We start from the raw sequence: 21,814 nt of genomic DNA, 5'->3' as shown, positions 1-21,814 counted from the left end.
GGCCCCTCCAGGGACGAGGCGTGGAACTGCCCGCCGGTGGGCCACCTCGATTTACCCTGGATTCCTGGATTTTATCACGTCTTTTCCCGCGCGTCCACCTGCTCGATCACTACCACCGCCAGGGCGTGCTCCCGCTCGTGCGCGAGGCTCAGGTGCGCCACCCAGCCCGCTTCCCGCATCCGCGCTTGGATGCGTGGCGCGAAACGCAGCACGGGCCGTCGGCCCTCCATCTCTACCCACACCTCTCGCCACCCGTGCGGTTCCGGCCAGCACTTTTGGAACGCCTCCTTTGCGGCGAACCGGGCGGCGAGTGAAGGGGCCGGGTCGGGCTTGCTCAAGCAGTACGCGCGCTCCACAGCGGTGAAGTGCCGCTCGAGGAAGCGCACCGGATGCCGGGTGTACACTCCGCGAATGCGCGGGATAGAGACGAGGTCCGTACCCACGGCGAGGATCGGCATGACACCCTCATCTTACGCCCAGGCGTTACCCTGCGCGTGAATCACCCGTGTTCAAACCAGGCGGTTCGGCTACGGGATGCTCAGGTGCATGCTCCCCCCTCGCGGCGTAACGGAAAGCCGGGGGTAACGCGAGCGTAACGGAAGCGAGGCTATGCTTATGCTGTAACGTGCCTCTCCTGGAGAACGCCCCGGTTGAACCCCGGGGGTGTTCTCTCGTGGTAGGGCGGGAAAGGGGCTTGTTACCGGGGGCGTTATCGCATCGTGACAGGAAAGAACGCGGCAAGAGCCCAGGGTAACGCGGCCCCAGGGGGGCGGTTTAAGCCGTCACGTCGAGGGTAACGCGGTAATCACGCTGGCCGTAATAGCGTATAGCGAACGCGTTTATACGGAAGCGGGTGGGGATGGCAAAGCGTGGCGGTGAGGGGGAGCTTGAGTGAAGGTCTCGATGCGCGGTTTTAGTCTCGCGCTGCGAAACGGAATCTGGAACCTGATGGGCACCGCCGCCTCCTCGATCGCGGGGATCCTGGCCTCCATCCTGATCATCCGCAGCCTGACCCCTGAGGAGTACGGTCGGCTGAGCTACTACATCTGGCTCGCGGGGTTACTGAGCAGCCTGGGAGTGCTTTCCTTCCCGGTCGCCTTAACCAAGCTCACCGCGGAGCTGCGGGGGCGCGAGCGCCTAGAGGAGGGGCAGGCCCTCATCCGCTGGGTGGCGAAGGGGCTTTTAGGGGCCAACTTCCTCCTCGGGCTGCTCATCGCGGTGTGGGCCCTTCAAGCCCCGCCTCAGGCGCGTTTCTTCCTATGGATTATCGCGATCCTTCCCGTTATCAACGCGCTTGGACGCCTTCTCTTTTCCTCGTTCTGGGGACACGAGCGGTACAAGCCCACGGCCTTTGCGCTGGGGGTCGCCGCCCTAACGCAGCTACTCCTAACCTTCCTGGCCTACACCCAGGGATGGGGAATCCGCGGGTTTTTCGTCGCCATGCTGTCCGTGCACCTCGTTGCGCTCGGGGTGCTCGCGCTCTACGCCCGGATACGCCCCCCTCTCGTCCGCGCGAGAACCGCCCTCCACCCCAGCCCTGGAACCCGAAGGCGTTTCTGGGTGTTTGCCGCGCCCATCACCATTCTCGCCGTCATCGAGATGATCGTGTGGCAGCGCTCGGAGGTCTTCTTCCTCGAGCGTTTCAGCACCGCCGCTCAGATCGGGTACTACAACCTGGCCTTCACCGTCTACGCCTTGTGCATCGGGTTGGGGGTTGCCCTTATGAACGGGTACTTCCCCTCGATCTCCCGAAACTACGGCGCGAAGCAGTGGACGCGCGTCCAGGAGCAGATCCGGCAGGGGATCCTGCTCGCAAACCTGTACGCGGTGCCCCTCAGCCTGGGAGCGTTAGCGACCCTCCAGGGGGTGGTGCTCCTCCTCTTCGGTGCGAAGATGCTCCCGGCCGTTCCTGCGGCTTACATCCTCTTCGCGGGCCTGGTGCCCGCCATGACGCTCAGCGTGTTCGGGCTTGCACTCAGCGCCATCAACCGGCCCTGGGCCCTGATTCCCCTAGGGGTGGCTACCTCGGTGCTTAACCTCGGTCTGGACCTGCTCCTCATCCCCTCGAGGGGAGCGGTGGGGGGGGCGATGGCCAACACCCTGGCGCAAGCGACCTTTGCCCTGGGCGCGTACTTTGTGCTGCAACGGGTGCTCCGTCGTACGCTTGGGGCGTCGCGCCCGCTACCGATCGTGCCGTGGCGTGCGCTGGCCGGGGTTTGGGCGGTGGGCTTGGGGAGCGCGTACCTAGGGCCGTACTGGATTCAAGCCCAGCTGCCCGGCGGCGTCGGGGTGGGCCTCGCGGTGCCTCTGGCCACCCTGCTTTACCTCCTGGTCATCTGGCGGCTGGGGTACTACCGAGCGTTACGGACCCCGCCGGCTGGGGACACGGCCTTACGCTACCGCATCCTCCACATCCTGGGTGACCGCTACCTACCGAAGGACCCTGATGCGGAAGCGACCGGAGGCCTGACCCGCGTGGCCCTCGAGCTGGCGTGGCGGCAGCGGCGGGACGGGCACGAGGTCTGGGTCGTGACTGTAGGGGCGCGCCGCTGGCAAGGAGAGTGGCGGGGGGTGCGCCTCGTGTCCTTACGATTCGCGCCGCTCCCCCCCCTGCCCCTTAAAGGGCGGCGCCTCGCCTTCCAGATGCACCTCCCGTACGTGTTCCTGACCTGGAGGCACCGCTTCGATATCGTGCACGGCCACCAGTACTACTACGCGCGGTGGTTGCGGGCCGGAGGGCGCGTGCTGCATTTTCACAACGACCCGTGCCCCCCGCGCTTCGATCACGCGCGGGCCCTCAGCGCGGACGACCTCAAGGTGATCGCGCGGTATGGTGACGCGCTGGTAGCCGTAAGCCGCTTCGTGGCCGACGAGCTCGAGCGCGGCCTGCGTCAGGCGCGCACGGAAGGGTATGTGGTTGTGGTGTACAATGGAGTAGATCTAGAACGCTTCTTTCCGGAGCGTTGGGCGGAGGCGCGCGTGCGGTTGCGCCGGGAGTGGGGAGTGCCCGACGAGGCCACGGTCTTCGCGTACGTGGGCGGCATCATCCCGCAGAAGGGCGTGCTCCACCTGGCGCGCGCGTTTGAACGGCTCGCGCAGCGCACGCGCGACGTGTACCTGGTGCTTGCGGGGGGAAGTGCGCTATGGCGCTCTGAGTTCGGGCGCTCGAGCGAAGGCAGGACCTACGAAGAGGAGGTGCGTCATACCCTGGCTTCACTTCAAAAGGAGGGACGCGTGCGGTTCCTAGGGGTGGTGCCCCCCACCACCCTGCCCGCCGTGTACGCCGCGGCAGACGTCGGCGTGACCCCCTCCGTCTTCCGGGAGCCTGCGGGACTGGTGGCCCTCGAGGCGCAGGCCTCGGGCCGGCCCGTGATCGCCTCCCGGATCGGGGGGCTTCCGGAGATGGTCGCCCCGGATGGGGGGGTGCTGGTGCCGCCGGGGGATGAGCCGGCCCTCGAGGAGGCCATGTGGCGTTTCTCTCGGGACCGCGCGCGTCGTGAAGCCATGGGTCGGGAAGCCTTGCGGTGGGCGGAGCGGTTCTCCTGGGTCCGCGCGAGCGAGACCTTAGCGGCTTTGTACGGGCGGATCCTGGGTGGGGGTGAGGTTCTTGCGCCTAAGCACGAGCATAAGTAGTCTTTGGGTCGCGCTGGGGGTGGCCCTAGCCGGCGCGCCAGTCACGTGGCAGGGCCAGATCGACGGGGTGCCCGCGTGGGTCACGGTCGTGCCTAGGGGCCACGAGATCCCCGAAGCGGTGCGGCAAAACGAGCCGTGGTGGCGCTGGGGGAACACCCGGACGGACGCGTACCTGTTCGCTTTTGAACGCCCGGACGAGGTGCGCTTGATCCTCGAGTTCGTCCTGCTCGAGGACGGCCGCCCTGAGGCGCGGGTGTACGTGAACGAGGGGGGGCGCCTCCCGCTCGAGTACACCTTGGAGGGGGAGGCCCTGCGGGTGTTCTCTCACGGCGGGCACCCGCTCTTGCGGGTGCGGCCGGAGGAGGGCGCTTGGCTGGTGGACGGACGCCCCAACTACGACCTGAACCTGTGGCAGGACTACGACGATTGCGGCGGGGAGCAGTTCCCGGATGGCCGGCTGGACTGGCAGATGTGGGTGCGGAGCGAGGGAACGGGCGTGCCCGTTTGGGAGGTGCAGCGCAGGATGTACGACCCCTTCCCGAACCGGAGCTGCCGGCGGCTTGCGGCGACCGTGCGCTTGCCGGAAGCCCCCCCGTTTAAGGCCGCCGCTCCCCTCATGCCCTCCTTCCCCTACTTGGGGATCGCGCAAAAGCCCAGCGACCGCTTCGTGGAGAACCCCCACCCGATCTTCTTCGACCTGCCGGATAAGACGGGGCAGGATCCCTTCGCGTACCGGCTGCGCCTCTACCCCTTCGTGGGGTTTCAGATCGGCGGGGTGTACACGATCAACTCCCTGCGCCCCGCGCCCCACCCGGATTTTGAGAGCCCCTTCGTGTTCTACAGCTTCGATCCCCGGACGCGGTACGCGCACATGGTGATCCGCAGCGGCGGGTACCGCGAAGGGGACCCGTTCGGGCCGGAGCCCAAGAGCGTGCAGCGAAACGAGATCCGTTACTCGTGGAAACTCTTCGACGAGACCCGCTGGCGGTACGGGCTGCAGATCAACGGCACGCACGCCTTCGATCAGGAGGTCGAGATCGGAAGGGTCGGGGCGGGGGGCGTGCGGGTCGAGCTCATCTCCGCCGAGGACTTTCCCCGCTGGATCAACGAACGCGCGTGGGAGGTTGTGACCTTCGTGGAGGCGGTGAACGGGTATCCGGGTTCGGAGGGGATTTACTTCTACGCGCCGGGCTACCAGTCCCAGGCGCGGCTCTGGGCCTGGCTAAGCGGCGCGACGGACTACCCGCCGGACGCGCTCGCCTACCCCTACCTGCAGCCCGACGACCGGTTGGTGGAGGTGGCCGGTGCGAGCCTTCCCCCGGCGTTTCGCGGCGAGTACCACGCGGGCACCCCGCGCAAGCCCCGGCTGTACCTGAGCCCGATCGACAACCGGCTGCACCTGCGCTACGCCCAAGGGGGGGTGTGGAACCTGGGGAACGGGTGGGTGCTCCGCACCCTCAACCTGACCGGCGGGCCGCACATCGAGGGATGGACGCGAGAGCGCGTGCCTGAACAGCTCGGCGTCTCGATGCCCCAGGCCTTCACTGGAACGGTACAAGAAGCCCTGTACGCCCTGCACGGTTACCTGGTGTACGCCGGCGAGGACGGCTTCGAGCTCCGCCAGGCCGATTACGCCCTCGAGGCCTTCACGCTGACCCCACCTGAGGACCGGACCTCCTGGGAAGCCTTCCGTTCGAGGCTTGCGCCTTACGAAGCGCAGGCGCGGGATCCCTTCGATCTCCGTGCGTGGCTCGAGGCCTTCCCCGGTCCGGCGGTGCGCGTGGCGGGGGCGCGCTTGAGCGAGGTCCGCGCCACCCCGGAAGGGTTTCGGTTCGTACTGAGCCTATCTTCCCAGCCACAGCTGCGGGGGGATTTGGGGCTGGTGCCGGTGCTTAGGGGATTGGAGCCGGGGCGGTACGTCTTGAGTTACGACGCGAGGACGGGCACGTGGCGCCGCCAGGTCGCGACCGAACCGCGCCTCGAAGTGACCGCCCGTATTCCGGAGATGGTGCAGTACGTTCCCGGGCGGATCTCGCTGCGCGTGCGGAACGCGGGTACCGTGGATTGGTCGGGCAGCGCGGTGCTGTACGTGGGGGGTGAAGGGGTTCCGGTGGGGCGCGAGGTGGTGGTGCCGGGGCTTACGGAGGTGGGGTGGGAGGTGCCCTGGGCGCCGGAGGCCCCGGGGAGGTACGAGGTCCGCCTCTTGATGGGAACGAAGGTGTTTAGCTTGGGCGAGGTGGCGGTCGAGGCGGCCGCGCGCCCCCAAGGATGGAACGCGCTAGGGCTCGCCGGTGGAGGGGTGCTCGCGGGGGTTTTGGTGATCCTCGCGGTGGGTTTGGCGGTCGTGGTGCTGCGGGGGATTTGGGAGGCGGCATGAAGGGGTGGCGTTGGATCACGGCCGGGGCGCTGGAGGTCCGGTACCTGCTGCTCGCCTTGGGGATCGGGCTGGCCTTTGGGGGGTACTTCGTGCTGCGCTATGGGGGGTACTGGGCGGAGCAGGACTCCCAGTTCTTCGTGCTGCGCGTGGCCTGGATGATCGACGCGGGGCGGATCTTTTACCCCGAGGCGTACACGCACGGGTTCGCGTACCCGCTTTGGGCCAGCACTTTGAGCTTGCTAACGGGCCTGGACGTGGGGGAGATGCTGCGCGTGTACACCCCCTTGCTGGGGAACGTCTTCCTGGCGTTGATGGGGTTTGTGTTTTTCCGGAACCTGCTGGGCTCTGACCGCCTGGGGCTCGTGGCGACGATGGCGTTGTTCCTGGTTCCGGAGCTTGTGTTTACCGTGTCGCGAGGCAATCACGAGAAGCTCACGGTGGTCTTCGCCCTTCTCGCCTCGCTGGCCTTGTACCGCGGGTTTGTGGAGATGATGGGGCCGCGGCGGTGGGGGGTGTTCGTGGCGTGGTCCCTGATCTACCACCTCCTCGCCTTCGTGCTGATCACCGTGAACCTGGTGTTTGGGTTCTTGTTCGTGCTGGCCTGGTCGCTGGCCTACCTCTTCCTGAGAGGGTACGCCTGGGGGTTGGGGCCCCGGCACCGGTGGGTGGGGCCTACCGCTCAGCGCATCGCCCTGGTGATCGGCACGGCGTGGATCATGGGGTACGCCGTGGTGTGGCACGTGTACCCCTTGGCGCAGGTGGACCTGAGCCTGGTTCGGGATGCGTTCGAGGCGCGGTTCAGCCCCGCGGAGGCCGGGACGCTCCAGGAGCCACTCCCCAACCCCTACGCGGCGATCGAGGAGGACTGGGTGAGCGTACAAGCGTACAGCCTCATTACCGCGTTTCGTTGGGTGCTCTTCGCGGGCTCCGGAATCACCGCGCTCGTCATGCTGAGCCGCGCGCTCTTACGGCGGAGCACCCTGCGGCTGCCGCAATCCCTGCTGCTCGCCCTGTACGTAGCGTTCGGCCTCGAGATGGTGGGCGCGGTGCTGGCGGACCTGGCGGGCCTCACCCCGGGGAGCAACCTGCAGGTTCGGGTGTTCAGTTACTTCGTGCTGGTGGCGGTACCGCTTTGGGTCATCGGGGCGACGAGCTTCGTGCAGTACCTGGCGCGCTGGGTGCCCAGGCCGCTCCTGCAGGGGGCGGTGGGGCTCGTGATCGCCTTCTTCGCGGTGAGTAGCTTGCTCAAGGCGACGCTGGACCCCCTGGTAAGCAACCACTGGCTGGTATACCACCCGGCGGAGGTGGAGGCGATGCGCACCTGGGCCACGAACGTCAACCACAAGGTGCTTTGGGTGGGGGCCAAACACCGCTTGGCGTACGCTTGGGTGCAGAGCTACTCCGAGGTGCTGCCGGGCGATAACCTCATGGACGGCACGATCCGTGGAGGGCCGAAACCGCGGGCCACGTACGCGATCAACTCCACGCTCAACCAAGCCAACATGATCGCTCTAGGCGTTCGGATCCCCCCGCGGTTGATCGGCGACCGCATCTACGACAACGGCGTGGCCCAGATCTACCGCCGGGTCTCCCAGACGCTCTACGAGCGGTGATCCTTAAAGCAGGCCCACCAGCACCCTAAGGGTTTCCTCCGCGAACGCCTGCCAAGAGTACGCGGCAGCGCGGCGGAGGCCCAGCTGCCGGTAGCGCTCCCGCAAGGCCGGATCAACGAGAAGCGCGCGCATCGCGCGGGCGATCTCCGTGACCGACAGGGGATCCACCAGCATCGCGGCCTCGCCCGCCAGCTCCGGCATGGAGGAGCGGTTCGAGGTGATCACCGGGCCGCCGCTAGCCATGGCCTCCAGAACCGGGAGACCATACCCCTCCTCGAGGGAGGGAAACACCAGGGCGACGGCGTTCCCGTACAGGCTGGAGACCTCTTCGTCCCGAACGTACCCCAGGTGCCGCACCCGATCGGCGAGGCCGAGCCGCTGGCGTTCCGCCTCGAGCCATCGCAGGTCGCTGGGGTTCCAGGGCCCGGCGAAGTACAGGTGCACCTCGGGGAACTCCAGAGCGATCCGGGCGAAGGCCTCGAGGATGCGCGCTTGGTTCTTGTTCGCGTTGCGTCCCCCGAGGTGGACGAAGTAAGGGGGGTGCGTGGCGTAGGGGCCCTTGCCGGTGCTGGGGGTGAAGAGCGCGCGGTTGAGGCCTTGGCAGACGACGCTGAGCTTTTCAGGGGGGATGCCGAGCAGCTGCATGGCGTCCGCCTTGACCGTTTCGCTGCGGGCGATGATGTGGTCGACGCGGGCGAGCTTGCGGTAATAGACGCGCCACCGGAGGGCGCTGAGGCCTTCGCTGAGGCTTGGGGGGAAGGGGCGGTGCCCGTTCTCCCGGGCGAGCTTGAGGGCGCTCAGGTCGTGGAGTGCCGCGACGGTTTTGCCGTGGGGGTTGAGGACGAGCCCGTTGAAGTCCGGCGCGAAGAAGACCTTGGGGCGGGTTTTCCGGAGGCCCTGGCGCAAGAAGGCTTCGTTGTACACCCAGTACACCTGAGCTGGCCGGTGGGGGCGGTAAAGGTACACGGTGCGTTCGGGCGGCACGAGGCCCTCCAGCGCGTCGCGTGCGACCGTGGAGGCGAGGTACACGGGCTTGAGGGGAGCTTCCCGCTCGATCCACGAGACCAGCTCGCGCACGTACACCCCGACGCCGCGCCAACGGTGCTCGGACTGTAGGGGCGTCACGTCAATCGCGAGTTCGGTCATGGCCTACCCCGTGAGGCCCAGAACGGCCATGAGCTTGGAGACGACCAGGCCCAAAAAGACCAGAAGGAGGGGGGAGGCGCCGATATCCGCAACCTCAGCGAAGTGCCGGATCTTAGGGTTGTCCGAGCCGAGGGCCAAGTCCCGAGCGATGCGCAATCCTAAGAGTGCCACGACCGTTAGCACTTCAAGGCCTTCGCCGTAGCGGGTGTGCATCAAGGGATCCGTGGAAAATACGTTTAGTATGGAACTCATCGGCATCCTCCTTCGGTTACCTCACCCCCAGGAAGGCCGGGGGGAGGTAGCCCAGCACCACCAGGTTCGCCAGGGCATGGGCGGTTCCGATGCCCAGAATGGAGCCGGTGCGGAGTGCGAGGAAGCCGAACCCGAGGCCCAGGATCCCCATGGCCAGGGCGTACTCTAGGGGGTAAAAGCCGATGTACATCGCACCGAAAGTGACCGCGGTGTACACGACGCCTTGCGTGCCGCCTAATGCCCGAACCGCGGCGTGCTGGAGCACTCCTCGGTACACGAGCTCCTCCGTGAGTCCGGCGAGCCCCAGCGCAGCCATGGCCGGTAGGGGTGAGGCAGGGGATGGAAGCACAAGACCGGGAGTGGGAAACAAGGCCAGCATAAGGGTTCCGATCCCCACACCGCTTACCGCGATGCCGGCTTGGACGAAGGTGTGCGCGGCCATGTTCACCAAAGGTAGCGCAACCGCTGCGGAGAAGACGGAGGCCGCCCCGTTCCTTCCGCGCTGCCTCCAAGGGCCAAGCGCAAGCCCAAGATCGCGGGGGGTATAACCCAAGACGCGGGCGGCGGTTAAGGCAGCCAACGCGAGCAGCGCGCTGGCAAGCCCGAGGTGCCACGGGGAGCCCGCGGCGATCCACGGCCCCAACAACACGGGCACGAGGTGCACCAGGGGCAGGACTGCCAGCGCGGTGCACAATTCGCTGACCGGGTGCGTGCGGTGCATCCAGGCCGCGTGCACCAGCAGGATGAGGAACACTCCGGCCAGCAGCCCAGCCCCGCGCGCCCCCTCCCCTTGGGCGAGCCAAACCCCGGCCAGGGCGAAGAGTGCGGGGTACGCCCAGATCACCCTGGGGGGGCGCGGAGGTACGGGCGGCGCGTTGTCCCCTGTAGGGGGGGGCTCCGGTGTGGGCGGGGACTCGGTACGGGGGCTTTCCTCAAACATAAACCCCCCTTAGATAGAGGGAAGGAGCCGGCGCTGCGCCTTCCTGACGAATACTGACGAACAGGTGGATCTCCCGGTACGCTTCTACATCGCCGGCCCGGTATAGCTCGAGCACCAGCGGGGTTACGCCGAGGGTGGAGGGGGCTTTCAGAGTCAGGGTCTGGCGCCAGGAGGCTCCAGGGGGGAGGGGCGGCACCTCGATGGGGGGGGTTTCGGGATCGAATGGCGCCCGGATACGGTAAGCCATGCGTTGCCCCTCGCGGTTCTCCACCACTACCGTGACGGTAAAGGACTCTCCTGGACGTAGATGCGTGGGGTAGTTCTCCATGCGTTCGTTCTCACCTAACAGGTAGAACGCGGTAAAGCGCGTTTCAGGGCGCGTGAGGTAGGTTGCGCCGACGATAAGGGCGATCCCTACCGCGCCAAACAGCGCGCCTCGGGTGAGTTGGGGGTCTTTCAGGAAGACGAAGCGCTCCTCCTCGGGGATGCGAGCGCGGCGCAAGTACGCCGCCAGCGCGCCGAGAGCAGCGAGCAGGGAGAGCGCCATCGTGAGGCTTTCCAAGCGGATCCCTGCGGGGGTGTAGTTTAGGATGAGGCCTGCCATGGGAACGAGCGCTGCGGAGAGACCCAGGCTGACGGCAAGGCGCTCGGCTCCGTTGAGGTCGTGATGCCGAGGGAACAGGGCAACCATCAGGACGTACCCGGGGACGAACAGCACCAGCGCTCCGCCGACGATTACGCGGAAGGGGGAGTAGGCCTCGGGAAACCCTAAGGCGATAACCTCCGCTATAAGTGCTACGAGCAATGCAAACACAAGGTCCGCATTATTCCAGTAAGTCCAATGACTTGGACGCATTTGCATCATCCTACACTCCACAAGAAGCGGCTATAAAGGGATTCTGCCACAAAATCGTTAAGGTAACGTGGGCCAAGACCGTTAGTTGGCATCCGTGCCCGGACGGATCTGCAACTCCAGGTTCTGATTCATCCGAAGCATGGGCTCGTTGGCCTCGTGGAACTCGTAAAACGCGCTCCAAGGGTCCTCAACCCAGAACTTAGGCGTAACGCCCTGCGCGTTCCTTGGGGTAGCGATCTCCACGCGCACGCCGGGCTTCACGTACTGCGTGACGGCATCCGGAGCGTTGCAGTCGCGGAGCACCTGGCCTCGAGGATCCGTACAGAACCGGGCCTCGAGCACCCGGGTTCCATCCAGGATCAAGCCCTGCGTGCTCCCGGAGATGGTGAACCAGCGGCGGGTGCCGTCGTTGGGTCCCCCGGGGATCAGCGTGTCGCAGGTGGCGGGGTCTGCGCAGCGAGTGATGGGGTTGTCGACCACAAGCACGAGCGAGCCCAGGAGGGGGAGCGCGGGGCCGGGAACCGCTTGCCACGCCTCATGCCCCGCCCCGGCCGTTGCCGGCGTGAGGTTGCGCCGGCCCGGGACCGTGCCGGGATCCAGCGCGGCGTTCTCCGGGCAGTTGCGGGGACGTAACGGCTGGAGGGCTGCGGTGCCGGGTTTCACGATGTAAGCGATTCCGAAATCGGCTTCCTGATGGGTGTGGGCCAGGACCTCTCCGGTGGCGGCGTCAGCCAGGGCGATGTCCAGCGTGTGGTAGCGCAGGCAGACGCGTTGAGCGCTGCTGGTGTCCGCGTGCCAGGTGATCATGAGGGAGACCCCGTCCTTCTCCGTGACGAGAACCTTGAAGCCCGCGTGCGACTCGGCGGGGCTGGTGTAGTTAAACAGCGGCTGTACCTGAGGGTACCCCGCGAACCGGGAGGGGTCGGAGCCGTGCTCGTGACGGAAGTAACACCAGTAGACCGGATCGATCTGCGGGTGCCAAGTACGGTAGACGCGCCCATCCGGCCCCTGGACGGTGTACTGGTCGTGCACCCAGCTAGGGCAGGTGGCGTTCGGCTTGGGCGGCTCGAGGCCCACGGGTGCCGGCGGGACGGGGGAGGGGGAGCCGTCGGCTTCCGCGAGGAGGATGGTGTAGATGCGCGGGGCCTTGCTCTCGACCGAGCCCAGGTCGTGCGGGCCTGCGGGGAGCTGGGTCCAGAAGGTCGGTACGGGGGTTCCGTTCACGACGATGTCCTGGCCGCGCTCCCATCCTGAGAGCCACTCCGGTCGCTCCTCTGGGGTACCGTACCAGATCACGCCTACGCGGGCTTCGCGGTTCAGGACGATGCGGTGGTAGTCGGGGCGCGTGTAGGTGGTGCCCGTGCCCCAGTTCACGGTGAGCAGCACGTCCACCCCGCGGTAAGGACCTGGGTCCTCTACGGTCAGGCCGTCCTCGGGATCCAGGACCAGGCCCGCGTCGAACTGCCCAGGGCGGTACACCATGCCCTGGGTTTCCCGGTGCAGCGCCCCGCCGAGGATCTTGGTGTACCAGTACGCCTTCAACAGCCGGGTGGGCGTCTCCACCCGCGCTCCGACAGGAGGCGCAGCGACAACGCCTAGAAGCAGACTGACGAGACCCATCAACCAAAACACTGTGCCTTTACTCATGGGACGTGACCTCCTGGCAGGCGGCAGCGGGACGGTAGAGCTCGAGGTACCAGCGCCCCTCCGAGGACTGCACGGCCCGGAACGCCTGGTTCAGGCTGGTTTCGGGGGTCAGGCAGCCGCACGCGGGTGCGTCGGCGTACATCACGTAGCGCTCCCCGGCTTGCGGCAGGTCCGCCAGGGTGAAGCCCGAGCCGAGCGAGCTCCACTGCACCAACTCCAGCGTGATGCGGCAACGGCTCGTGGGCCACAACCGCTGGAGGTGCGTGACCTGCCCCACGCCGACGAAGTCGCGCGCGGGGGTGGCGGGGCGCTGCGCGCTCCGGACGAGCTCGAGACCGTAGGGGACCGCGAAGGCGGCGAGGAGGGCGAGGCCGAGCAGGCCGAGCAGGATCCGCGTGCGTTTGCGCATCTTAACCTCCCGTCCCGGACGGGGCTGGGGCTTCGAGCAGGGCGCGGTACGCCTCCAGCGTCGCGCGGGCGGTGCGGGTCCAGGTAAAAGCTTGGGCACGCAACCGCCCCACCTCGCCTAGGCGGGCCCGTAGCTGCGCGTCCGCGAGCACCTGCCGCATGGCCGCGCCGATGGCCCGGGTGTCGGTAGGGTTGACCAGGATCCCGGCGTCCGCGACCACCTCGGGGAAGGCGCTGGTGTTGGCGGCGATGACCGGGGTGCCGTGCGCCATGGCCTCCAGCGCCGGCAGGCCGAACCCCTCGTACAGGGAGGGGAAGACGAGGGCGAGCGCGCCGTAGTACAGCGCGTGCAGGGTAGGCTCGCTCACGTACCCCGTGAACACCACGCCCTCAAGGTGCCGGGCGCTGCGGAACACCTCGTGCGCCCGCCAGCTTGCAGGCCCCACGATGACCAGGCGCAGCGCCGGGGCCTCCCGGCGCACCTCGGCGAAGGCCTCGAGCACCCGCCACAGGTTCTTCCGGGGGTGGAGCGCTCCCACGTACAGGAAGTACGGGGGCTCGAGGTTCAGTGAGGCTAAGGCTTGCTGGACCTCCTCCGAGCGCATGTGCGGGGGCGGCGTGACCCCAAGCGGGGTCACGCATAACTTGTGGGCGGGGATACCGGCGTAGCGCTCGAGGTCTTGGGCCGAAGCGCAGCTCACGGTGAGCACCAGGTCCGCGGTGTGCCGTGCGAGGGGGATGAGGGTGCGGAAGATCAGACGGGTCGCGAGGGGCTGCACCTGGGGGTTCATCAAGGGGATGGCGTCGTGCACGGTGGTGGCCCGCCGGTACCGCCGGGTGGGGGCTAGGAACGGAGCGATCCCGCAAGGGTCGTGCAGCACGTCGAGGCCCAGCCGGAGCGCCGCGCGGTGCAGCGTCCAGTTCCCCAGGCTGGCGGCCAGCGGCACCCGGCGCAGCTCGGGGACGGGGTAGGTTTCGAACTCCTGGTACCAGCCGAGCTTGGAGTTGGGGTAGGGGTTGAGCAGGATGATCTCGAGGCTCGCGTCGAGCCGTTTAAGGGCTCGGGTCAGTTCGACCGTGTACCGTCCGATCCCGGTGAGGCGGGCCTCCAGCCCGTATGTGAACACACCTACGCGCACTTCGTCTCCTTTCCCCAAAGGGGGGCGTACACGCGCCGTTCGTCCGTTCTCTGCACCCTACCCTTTGGGGCGTGACCGGCTCGTTACGCAGGGAAAGAGTGAGGGGAGGGGCCAGGCCTCATGGACGGCGGGGGTGTAACGGCGCGAAAAGCCCGGGGAACGGGAGGATAACGGCCCGGGTAACACGCGGTTAGCGGGGTGGGGTCGGGGCCGGGGCGGTGTGGGCGATGCAGCGGCCGGTCCCCAAGTAACGAAACCCCGCGGCGGTAAGGCGCGCGGCGTCCAGCACGTTTCTCCCGTCCAGGACGAGAGGGAAACGCATCCTGGGGGCGAGGGTTTCCCAGGGCAGCTCGAGGTACTGGGGCCATTCCGTGACCAACACCACCGCGTCGGCCTCCTCGAAGACCTCGGTTGGGTGTTCCCGGTAGGCCCGCTCGAGCTCGGGGTGCTCGCGCCGCGCGCGCGCGAGGGCGACGGGATCGTGGAGCCGGACGTGCGCGCCGCACTGGATCAGGCGATGCGCGATCGCGAGGGCGGGCGCGTCGCGGAGGTCGTCCGTGTGAGGCTTGAACGCGATGCCAAGCAGGCCGACGGTACGGCCGCGCAGGGTGGTCAACTCCCGAGTGAGTTTTTCGATGATGCGTTCGCGTTGGTGGTGGTTGACCGCGCGGGCCGCTTGGACGATGCGCATCTCGGTTCCATGGGCGCGCCCAAGGGCGAGCAGCGCGGCGGTGTCCTTGTCGAAGCAACTCCCGCCCCAGCCGATGCCAGGCCGGAGGAACTGCGGACCGATCCGGGCATCCAATCCGATACCTCGAGCGACGTGGGTGGCGTCGGCCCCGACCTGTTCGGCGAGCGCCGCGATCTCGTTGATGAAGCTGATCTTGAGCGCGAGGAAGGCGTTCGCCGCGTACTTGATTAACTCCGCGGAGGTCAGGTCTGTGGCGACCAGAGGGACGGCCTCGAGGCCCGAGGGCCGGGGCAGCCCCTTGGGGGGCGGGAAGGATTGTTCCAGAAGGGGGCGGTAGAGCGCCTCTAGCACCGCGACGGCCCGGGGCGTGTCGGCCCCGATGACGATGCGGTTGGGGTAGAAGGTGTCGTGCAGGGCGGAGCCTTGCCGCAAAAACTCGGGGTTCGAGGCCACCTCGTAAGCTTCGGCGCGGATTTCTTGGATCCGGGCGCGCACCCAGCGGCCGGTCCCCATGGGGACGGTGGATTTAATGGCGACCACGGGGTGCGCGCCATCCAGGTGCAGAGCGAGCGCTTCGACCGCCTGGCGCACGTAGCGGAGGTCGGGCGCGCCGTCCGCGCCTGGGGGGGTGCCGACCGCGATCAGGATTACCTCCGCGCCCGGGATCGCGTCGGCGTACGCGGTGGTGAAGTGCAGCCGGGGTTGGACCAGAGGGAGCAGAGCCTCGAGGCCCGGCTCATGGATGGGCGGGTGGCCTCGCGCGAGGTCGCGGATCTTGGTAGCGTCCACGTCCACGCCCCAGACCTCGTGCCCGAGGTAGGCGAGGGCCACGGCGGTCGTGAGGCCTACGTACCCGGTTCCGATGACGGCGACCTTCATGGGCGTCGTTCCTTGTGTGGCGTTGAGATGGGCGGGGGGGTGGTGAGGGCGGTGAGGGTGTGTTGCACGAAGGGCAGGAGCGGTCCTCCGTAGTACAGGGCGGCGTGCACCCCGGCGGCTTGCGCGGCGAGGAGGTCGGTCTCCTGGTCCCCTACGAGGAGGCTATGGGGTACGTCGATCCCCCAGTCCCGGATCGCGCGTTGGATCATGCCCGGCGCGGGCTTGCGGCAGTTGCAGGTCCGCAGGTACGGTCCGTACCCTTCGGTGGGGTGGTGCGGGCAGTAGTACGTGGCGTCGAGGTGCGCGCCGATCTTGTTGAGTTCCTGGTTGATCCAGGCGGTGAAGGCGTGGAAGGCCTCCTCCGTGTAGTACCCGCGCGCGATGCCGGACTGGTTCGTGACCACGATGACCAGGTACCCCTGGTCGTTCAGCCACTTCACCGTTTCGGGCGCGCCGGGCATCCAGGTGAACTCCTCAGGGCGGTGCACGTGCCCGAGGTCCTGGTTCAGCACCCCGTCCCGGTCTAGGAGCACCGCAGGGCGCTGGCGCCAGCGGGGCACCAGGACCTGGGCGGCCTGGAGCGCCTCAGGCACCCCGATGTCAATGAAGAACCCAGCGTACACCCGGCCCACCAGTTTTCCGTGGGCGGCGAGCTTGGGGAAGAGGTCGCGCTCGAGGGAGCTGGGGCCGGGGGGGAGGTGCTCGAGCGCCTTGCGGTGCATCGTGTACACTCCGCCGTTGATCAGGCCGGGGCCTTTCCCGGATTTCTCGTCGAACCCGGTGATGTGAACGCCGTTGAGGCGCACCCGGCCGTACCGGCTCGCGTCGGGGATCTGGCGCAGGGCCAGGCCGGCCAGGGCGCGTTGGGACTGGGTGAGCACGCTGAGGTCCAGGAAGTTGATGTCGAAGAGCGTGTCCCCGTTCACCACGAGAAACCACTCGTCGAGTCGTCCCAGCTGCTGCGCGAGGACCAAGGCGCCTCCGGTGCCCGCCGGGGTTTTCTCGAAGACGTACTCGATCTGGACGCCGAGCCGTCGTCCGTTGCCGAAGTGGGCCATGATCTTCTCGGCCCGGTACCCCACGGAGAAGAGGAAGCGCTCGATCCCGAAGCGCTTCAGGTTCCAGACCACGTGCTCGAGGAAGGGCGCGTCGCCTACGGGCAGGAGGGGCTTGGGGGTGTCCCGGGTGAGGGGACCCAGGCGGGTGCCTAAACCTCCAGCGAGAATGACGGCTTGTTTTAACATACGTGCTCCTCAATCAGCTGGCTAATGATGTGCCCAATCAGTATGTGGACCTCTTGAATCCTTGGGGTGCTGGTGGAGGGAACGCGCAGGCACAGGTCGCACAGTTCGGCCAGGCGTCCTCCGCCCGCGCCGGTGAGACCGATGACCTCGAGGCCTTTGGCCCGGGCGGTCTCGGCAGCGCGCAGTACGTTAGCGCTGTTCCCGCTGGTGGAGATCGCGACCAGTACGTCGCCCGCGTGGCCCATGGCCGCGACCTGGCGGGCGAAGACCTCCGCGAAGCCGTAGTCGTTGCCGATTGCGCTCACGATGGAGGTGTTCGTGTTGAGGGCCAACGCGGGTAGGGCGCGGCGCTCCTTGAGGAAACGCCCCACCAGCTCCGCCGCGATGTGCTGCGCGTCCGCAGCGGAACCTCCGTTGCCGCACAGGAGGACCTTTCCGCCCGCTTCCAGGGACCTGGCGATGCGTTCCGCCGCCCGTTCGACTTCCTGCGCGAGTGAGCGTGCGGCCTGCACCACCTCCAGGTGCTCCTCCATCAGCCGCGATGCCGCCTGGCCGTTCACCCGAGCCGCCACGCCCGTACCCCCTCGTCCACAAAGCTGAAGTGCACCGGTTGGGCCCCCATCCGCCGCAGGGTCTCTTGAACCGCGTAGGCGCGGCGGGGAGCGCAGAGGAAGAACATGAATCCCCCGCCACCCGCTCCGCTGATCTTGCCGCCCAGCGCGCCGGCTTGCCGAGCCTCGTGGTACAGCTCGTCGATGTGGGGGGTGCTGATGCCCTCCGCCATCTTCTTCTTGCTCTCCCAGGCCGCGTCCAACAGCTCGCCGAACTCACCCAGCCGCCCGAGGAGCAAGGCGCGCTTCATCTCGTAGGCCAGCTCACGCAGCCGGTCCATGGACGCCACCGCGTCGGTCTTGCGCTTTTGGTAGTTCGTGACCTGCTTCTCGATGATCTTTCCGGAAAAGTGCTGCCCGCCCACGTACGCGAACACCAGGCTGTACTCGAGCTCATATAAGGTCTCCTGGTTCAGCCGCAAGGGATTCACGATGCTCACGCCTTCCTTGAACTCGATGAAGTTAAACCCCCCGAAGGCCGCGGCGTACTGGTCTTGCTTGCCGCCTTTGATGCCGACATCGACGCGTTCGATCTTGTAGGCCAGCTCGGCGAGCTGGTACGGGTCGAGGGGGGTGTGCAGGTACTCCGCCAGCGCCCGCACCAAGGCCACCGTGATCGCGGAGGAGGACCCCAGACCGGAGCCGGGCGGGGCGTCGTTGTGCAGGGCGATCTCGAGGCCTTGGGTGAACCGCTTGTGCTTGCGGAAATGGTCCAGAACGGCCTTGACGAGGTCCAGCTGCCCGTCGTAGAGGAAGGGGTCGTCCAAGTTGTAGGAGATGCTTGCGTCGTAATCCAGGCTGCGCACCTCGAGGCGTCCGCCACCGGGGACGAGGGTGGCGTAGGCGTAACGGTTGATGGTCGCGCTTAGTACGGCACCGCCGCGTTCATCGCAGTAGGGGGGGACGTCGGTACCGCCGCCGCCGAAGCTCACGCGCAGTGGAGCTCGTGCACGCACTATCATGACGGGTTCCTCCCAATGGGCCTTACGCAGGTTCACGTGTTTCCTTAGGCGTGGGCGTTCGTATTCCTAGGCTAGGGAACGCGGCGTAACCTGCCCGTTATGCGAGGAGAGGAGGACGCGTACACCCTATCGTCCGGGTAGGAGGGGGTGTGTCACGCCAGGGGCTGGGGGGGAAACGCGGGGATAACGCGCTGGGTAACAGGGCGGTGTATAACCGAGGGTTTCGGTGAAGGGTATGCTATGGTGAACTTCAGGAGGGCCGAGCGCAAAGGGTGCGGTTGAGTTGAAATGGTGGTAGGGGTTCGCCCCCTCGTATTCACCCCCCTCATTTGGGGGTAGCTTCCCGCAGATCATAGGCGTAGACTGATAAACTAAAGTTACCGGCCTTCCGTAATGTTAGGCTAGGCTTGAGCGTAGCCAATTGTTGGGTATTGGTTTGTATCTGGAGGTTTCCGTGAGCACATCCAGAGGAAGCGCGCCATTAAAACTCCCCTTCTGGGGGCAGGCGAGGCTCGAGTACCGCGGCAAGCCGGTGAAGCTGCGCCGCAAGGGGTTAGCGCTTTTGTATTACCTCGCCCTCGAGGGGCCCACGCGCCGCGAGGTGCTCGCGGACCTCTTGTGGGGGCACAACGCGGCCTCGCAGAACCTTAGGGTGGAGCTGCACCGGCTGCGCCAGGCCCTGATGCCCCTGGGGTTCAACCTGTTCGCCTCGGGGGAGGACCCCCTGCGGTTGCCGGACTACATCGAGATCGACCGCACGCCCTCGGAAGGCCTGCCCTTGGAGGGGCTGGATGACCTCTCCCCTGAGTTCCAGCAGTGGCTCGAGGTCCGGCGAGAGATCATCGCTTCCGTGAGCACGGAGTTCGCGACGCGGCAAGACCTGGTGCGTGAACTAGCGGCCCAGGTGCGCCCGCCGTACCTAATCATCCTCGAGGGCGGGCCGGGGGCTGAGCACCAGGCGTTTGCTCAGGCGCTCGCGCGCGAGCTGGGCCTGCCGTACCGGGAGGGGGATTCGGGGCAGGGCAAGGTCCTGCATTACCTTCGCCCACCGTACCCGAGCACCTTGCCGGCCCATGCGTTGAGCGACCGGGAGGGCGTGTGGGTGGTGGAGCGCTCCAGTTACGGGGAGGATCCTCGGGTGGTGCTTCAGCTTCGGGAAACCTGGCCGCCCGACCGGGTGCGGTACGTGGTACTGCCGCCCCTGACCTGGAACGAGGCGTTCGGTAGTTTGTTGCGGGGGCTGCCGTTTAGCGAAGCGGCGCGGCTGTACCTCGCGACTGCGGGCAACCCCGGATACCTGCGGGAGTTATTGTCGCTCAGGCCGAGCGAAGGCTTCGGGCCGGAGCTCCCGGTGCCGCAGCGGGTACGCGCGGCCTTCCAGCTCGAGACGCGTTACCTCAGCCTGGAGGCGCGGCTGGCCTTGGAGCGATTGAGCGTGCACCCCGGCGCCCTGGATGACGGGCTTTTGGAAGCGTTCGGGGCCCGCGCGCACCTGGAGGAGCTCGAGCGGCGCGGGTGGTTGGTCTTCGACCGGCAATGGCGTTTCGCCGATGAGACGGCACGCCGGGTGATCTACGCCTCCCTGCAGCAGGGACGCCACCAGCGGTATCACCGTACGGCAGCGGAGTACTTCGCGATGAAAGGGCACCGCCTGGCGGAGGCGTACCACCTCCTGCGCGCAGGCGAGCCGGTGGACTGGGAGGCGCTGCTTCCTGGGCTACCGGAGTGGGCGCAGGTGACCCTCGAGGCCTGGCTGGGGTTCGAGCCGGAGGGGGAGCCCCTCGCGCGCGCGGCCTTCCGGGTGGGGCAGGAGCTCGCCTTGCTGGAGGCCAGCCGCTTTGGGGAGGGGTTTGAGCTTCAGGGAGCACACTGCACGTGGGTGCGGGTGCCGGGAAAGGAGGCGCCGAGCGGTGCGGAATGGCAACTCCCGGAGGAGCCGTGCCTGCTCCGTATACGCGGCCGGGGGTACCAGGAGAACGCCTTGGGGGTGGGGCTTTCCGGGGAGGCGGCACCCCTTGAGGTTCGGGTGACGGGCGAACGTCCCGCGCGCGTGGTCTTTGCGGGGGTACGGACGCCGCGTTGGCTTGGGGACGGCACGCTCTTGCTTCCGGTGCGCGAGGACATGGATTACTGGCTCTACCTCCCACAAAGCCGCAGCCTGCGCGTGCAGAGCCTGAGCGAGGCCGGATTGTTCGAGTTAGAACTCTCCGTCCACCGCGCGAAGGCGTTCAGCCCAGGGCGAGCCGCCGACGTGGTGGAGGCGTACGATCTCCGCGACCAGCCGGTCCTGGATTCGTGACGCGGCGTACTCGGCGTGGTAACGGCGTACCTGAAACGCGCCCATCAGCCCCCGGCGCAGGGGATGAGGCGGCACGGGCAACGCAACCAGGCCGGTGAGGATGCGCTCGAGCGGCCGGTAGGGCCTGAGGGCCTTGCCCGCGTCGTGGAGAAGCGCGGCGCGCACCGCGTAGTCTGGGGCTTGAGGGTAGCGCTCCAGGAGGCGGCGCGCGACCTGCACGGCGTGCTCGCGGTCCCGCACGTCCATGGCCAGGTACAGGCCCCGCTCGTCCTCTTTAAGCCACCCCAGCGCCCACGCGTCGTCTGGGCGGGCCAGGTGGGGGAAGAAGGCCTTCAAGAGCCGCTCGATCCGCTTACGCATCGGCCCTTAAGATACACGCTCCCCGGGGGGATGCGTTAGGATGCATTCCCGGGAGGTGTGTGATGCGGGCATATATGGCGGAGTTTATAGGGACGTTTGCCCTGGTATTCGCTGGCGTGGGCGCGATCGCCGCGAACTACGCGACCGACGGGGCGGTGGGCCTCGTGGGCATCGCCTTCGCCCACGGTCTGGCGATCGCGTTGATGATCGCGGCGTTAGGCGCGGTCTCCGGGGCGCACTTCAACCCCGCCGTGACCTTCGGGCTTTGGAGCATCGGGAAGATCGAGCTGGGCACGGCCGTGGGGTACTGGATCGCGCAGTTGCTGGGCGGTCTGGTGGCGGCGGGTCTGCTCGGCGTGCTGTACGGTGCAGACCTCTTGGAGGCCGTGGCGTACGGCACCCCCGTCCTCGGGGAGGGCGTCGGCCTCGGGGCGGGGATCGCGATCGAAGCGGTGCTGACCTTCTTCCTGGTCTTCGTGATCGCCACGGTCGCGGTGTACCAGAAAAGCGCCCTCGCCCCCTTCGCGATCGGCCTCGCCATCGTGATGGACATCTTCGCGGGCGGGCCCCTGACGGGCGCGGCCATGAACCCCGCGCGGGCCTTCGGACCGGCGGTGCTCTCCGGGGTTTGGGCAGGGCACCTCGCCTACTGGGTGGGGCCCCTCGTGGGGGGCGCGCTCGCGGCCCTCGCGGCCCGCTGGTTCTACGAGAAGTAACCCCAATAACGCAGCACCGGGGCGGGCTAAAGCCCGCCCCG

The 21,814-nt window shown here is 67.4% G+C and carries 18 protein-coding genes; 5 read left to right on the top strand and 13 right to left on the bottom strand.

What is annotated here, in order from left to right; genetic code table 11:
• Positions 1 to 74: 74 nt before the first annotated feature.
• Complete coding sequence (locus MARKY_RS08385; RefSeq protein ID WP_013704449.1) at positions 75 to 458, bottom strand: 4'-phosphopantetheinyl transferase superfamily protein; 384 nt, start codon at positions 456 to 458, stop codon at positions 75 to 77.
• A 445-nt stretch (positions 459 to 903) separates the two neighbouring features.
• Between MARKY_RS08385 and MARKY_RS11445 the strand changes: the two genes are divergently transcribed.
• Genes MARKY_RS11445 through MARKY_RS08370 form a run of 3 tightly spaced genes read left to right on the top strand, consistent with a single transcriptional unit; the run spans position 904 to position 7,623 of the window.
• On the top strand, positions 904 to 3,633 hold the full coding sequence (locus MARKY_RS11445) for a glycosyltransferase (protein WP_013704448.1): 2,730 nt from the start codon (positions 904 to 906) through the stop codon (positions 3,631 to 3,633).
• Positions 3,599 to 6,010, top strand: coding sequence for a hypothetical protein (locus tag MARKY_RS11925; protein WP_169311736.1), 2,412 nt, complete (start codon positions 3,599 to 3,601; stop codon positions 6,008 to 6,010). The genes MARKY_RS11445 and MARKY_RS11925 overlap by 35 nt, the downstream gene beginning before the upstream one ends.
• The gene (locus tag MARKY_RS08370) at positions 6,007 to 7,623 is read left to right on the top strand and encodes a hypothetical protein (RefSeq protein ID WP_013704446.1); all 1,617 of its coding nucleotides are present in this window, start codon (positions 6,007 to 6,009) and stop codon (positions 7,621 to 7,623) included. Before MARKY_RS11925 ends, MARKY_RS08370 begins: the two co-directional genes overlap by 4 nt.
• Positions 7,624 to 7,626: 3 nt before the next feature.
• On the opposite strand, the gene MARKY_RS08365 is transcribed toward MARKY_RS08370, so the two are convergent.
• The 11 genes from MARKY_RS08365 to MARKY_RS08315 all read right to left on the bottom strand — a co-directional run bounded on the left by MARKY_RS08365 (position 7,627) and on the right by MARKY_RS08315 (position 18,398).
• Positions 7,627 to 8,769 carry a glycosyltransferase family 4 protein gene (locus MARKY_RS08365; RefSeq protein ID WP_013704445.1) on the bottom strand — a complete coding sequence of 381 codons (1,143 nt, stop codon included), beginning with the start codon at positions 8,767 to 8,769 and terminating at the stop codon, positions 7,627 to 7,629.
• A gap of 3 nt (positions 8,770 to 8,772) precedes the next feature.
• Complete coding sequence (locus MARKY_RS11920; RefSeq protein WP_169311735.1) at positions 8,773 to 8,940, bottom strand: hypothetical protein; 168 nt, start codon at positions 8,938 to 8,940, stop codon at positions 8,773 to 8,775.
• A gap of 97 nt (positions 8,941 to 9,037) precedes the next feature.
• Entirely contained in the window at positions 9,038 to 9,961 is a 924-nt protein-coding gene (locus MARKY_RS08355; protein ID WP_013704443.1) for a CPBP family intramembrane glutamic endopeptidase, read from the bottom strand.
• The gene (locus MARKY_RS08350; protein WP_169311734.1) at positions 9,954 to 10,775 is read right to left on the bottom strand and encodes a DUF1616 domain-containing protein; all 822 of its coding nucleotides are present in this window, start codon (positions 10,773 to 10,775) and stop codon (positions 9,954 to 9,956) included. Before MARKY_RS08350 ends, MARKY_RS08355 begins: the two co-directional genes overlap by 8 nt.
• Positions 10,776 to 10,898: 123 nt before the next feature.
• Positions 10,899 to 12,464: a hypothetical protein gene (locus tag MARKY_RS11440; protein ID WP_013704441.1), complete on the bottom strand. Its 1,566-nt coding sequence runs from the start codon at positions 12,462 to 12,464 to the stop codon at positions 10,899 to 10,901.
• Positions 12,457 to 12,873 (bottom strand): hypothetical protein, encoded by a 417-nt coding sequence (locus MARKY_RS08340; RefSeq protein WP_013704440.1) that lies wholly within the window; start codon positions 12,871 to 12,873, stop codon positions 12,457 to 12,459. Before MARKY_RS08340 ends, MARKY_RS11440 begins: the two co-directional genes overlap by 8 nt.
• A gap of 1 nt (position 12,874) precedes the next feature.
• Positions 12,875 to 14,011: a glycosyltransferase family 4 protein gene (locus MARKY_RS08335; protein ID WP_013704439.1), complete on the bottom strand. Its 1,137-nt coding sequence runs from the start codon at positions 14,009 to 14,011 to the stop codon at positions 12,875 to 12,877.
• Positions 14,012 to 14,201: 190 nt separating this feature from the next.
• Entirely contained in the window at positions 14,202 to 15,581 is a 1,380-nt protein-coding gene (locus MARKY_RS08330; protein ID WP_013704438.1) for a UDP-glucose dehydrogenase family protein, read from the bottom strand.
• Positions 15,578 to 16,825, bottom strand: a complete 1,248-nt coding sequence (gene gmhB, locus MARKY_RS08325) for a D-glycero-beta-D-manno-heptose 1,7-bisphosphate 7-phosphatase (RefSeq protein WP_013704437.1) — start codon at positions 16,823 to 16,825, stop codon at positions 15,578 to 15,580. Before gmhB ends, MARKY_RS08330 begins: the two co-directional genes overlap by 4 nt.
• Positions 16,819 to 17,358 carry a D-sedoheptulose 7-phosphate isomerase gene (gmhA, locus tag MARKY_RS08320; RefSeq protein WP_041658377.1) on the bottom strand — a complete coding sequence of 180 codons (540 nt, stop codon included), beginning with the start codon at positions 17,356 to 17,358 and terminating at the stop codon, positions 16,819 to 16,821. The genes gmhB and gmhA overlap by 7 nt, the downstream gene beginning before the upstream one ends.
• 23 nt (positions 17,359 to 17,381) lie before the next feature.
• Positions 17,382 to 18,398, bottom strand: a complete 1,017-nt coding sequence (locus tag MARKY_RS08315; RefSeq protein WP_013704435.1) for a GHMP family kinase ATP-binding protein — start codon at positions 18,396 to 18,398, stop codon at positions 17,382 to 17,384.
• Positions 18,399 to 18,852: 454 nt separating this feature from the next.
• Between MARKY_RS08315 and MARKY_RS11685 the strand changes: the two genes are divergently transcribed.
• Complete coding sequence (locus MARKY_RS11685) at positions 18,853 to 20,697, top strand: hypothetical protein (RefSeq protein ID WP_013704434.1); 1,845 nt, start codon at positions 18,853 to 18,855, stop codon at positions 20,695 to 20,697.
• Here the strand turns inward: MARKY_RS11685 and MARKY_RS08305 are convergent.
• Positions 20,596 to 21,057 carry an HD domain-containing protein gene (locus MARKY_RS08305; RefSeq protein ID WP_013704433.1) on the bottom strand — a complete coding sequence of 154 codons (462 nt, stop codon included), beginning with the start codon at positions 21,055 to 21,057 and terminating at the stop codon, positions 20,596 to 20,598. The two genes, MARKY_RS11685 and MARKY_RS08305, sit on opposite strands and share 102 nt — an antisense overlap.
• 62 nt (positions 21,058 to 21,119) lie before the next feature.
• Here MARKY_RS08305 and MARKY_RS08300 point away from each other — a divergent pair, with 62 nt between their 5' ends.
• Positions 21,120 to 21,773 (top strand): MIP/aquaporin family protein, encoded by a 654-nt coding sequence (locus MARKY_RS08300; protein ID WP_013704432.1) that lies wholly within the window; start codon positions 21,120 to 21,122, stop codon positions 21,771 to 21,773.
• The last annotated feature ends 41 nt before the right edge of the window (positions 21,774 to 21,814 follow it).

This window comes from Marinithermus hydrothermalis DSM 14884, from assembly GCF_000195335.1.
GTDB lineage: Bacteria > Deinococcota > Deinococci > Deinococcales > Marinithermaceae > Marinithermus > Marinithermus hydrothermalis.
The sequence above is the reverse complement of the archived record's forward strand: the minus strand, read 5'-3'. Positions and strand labels throughout refer to the sequence as shown.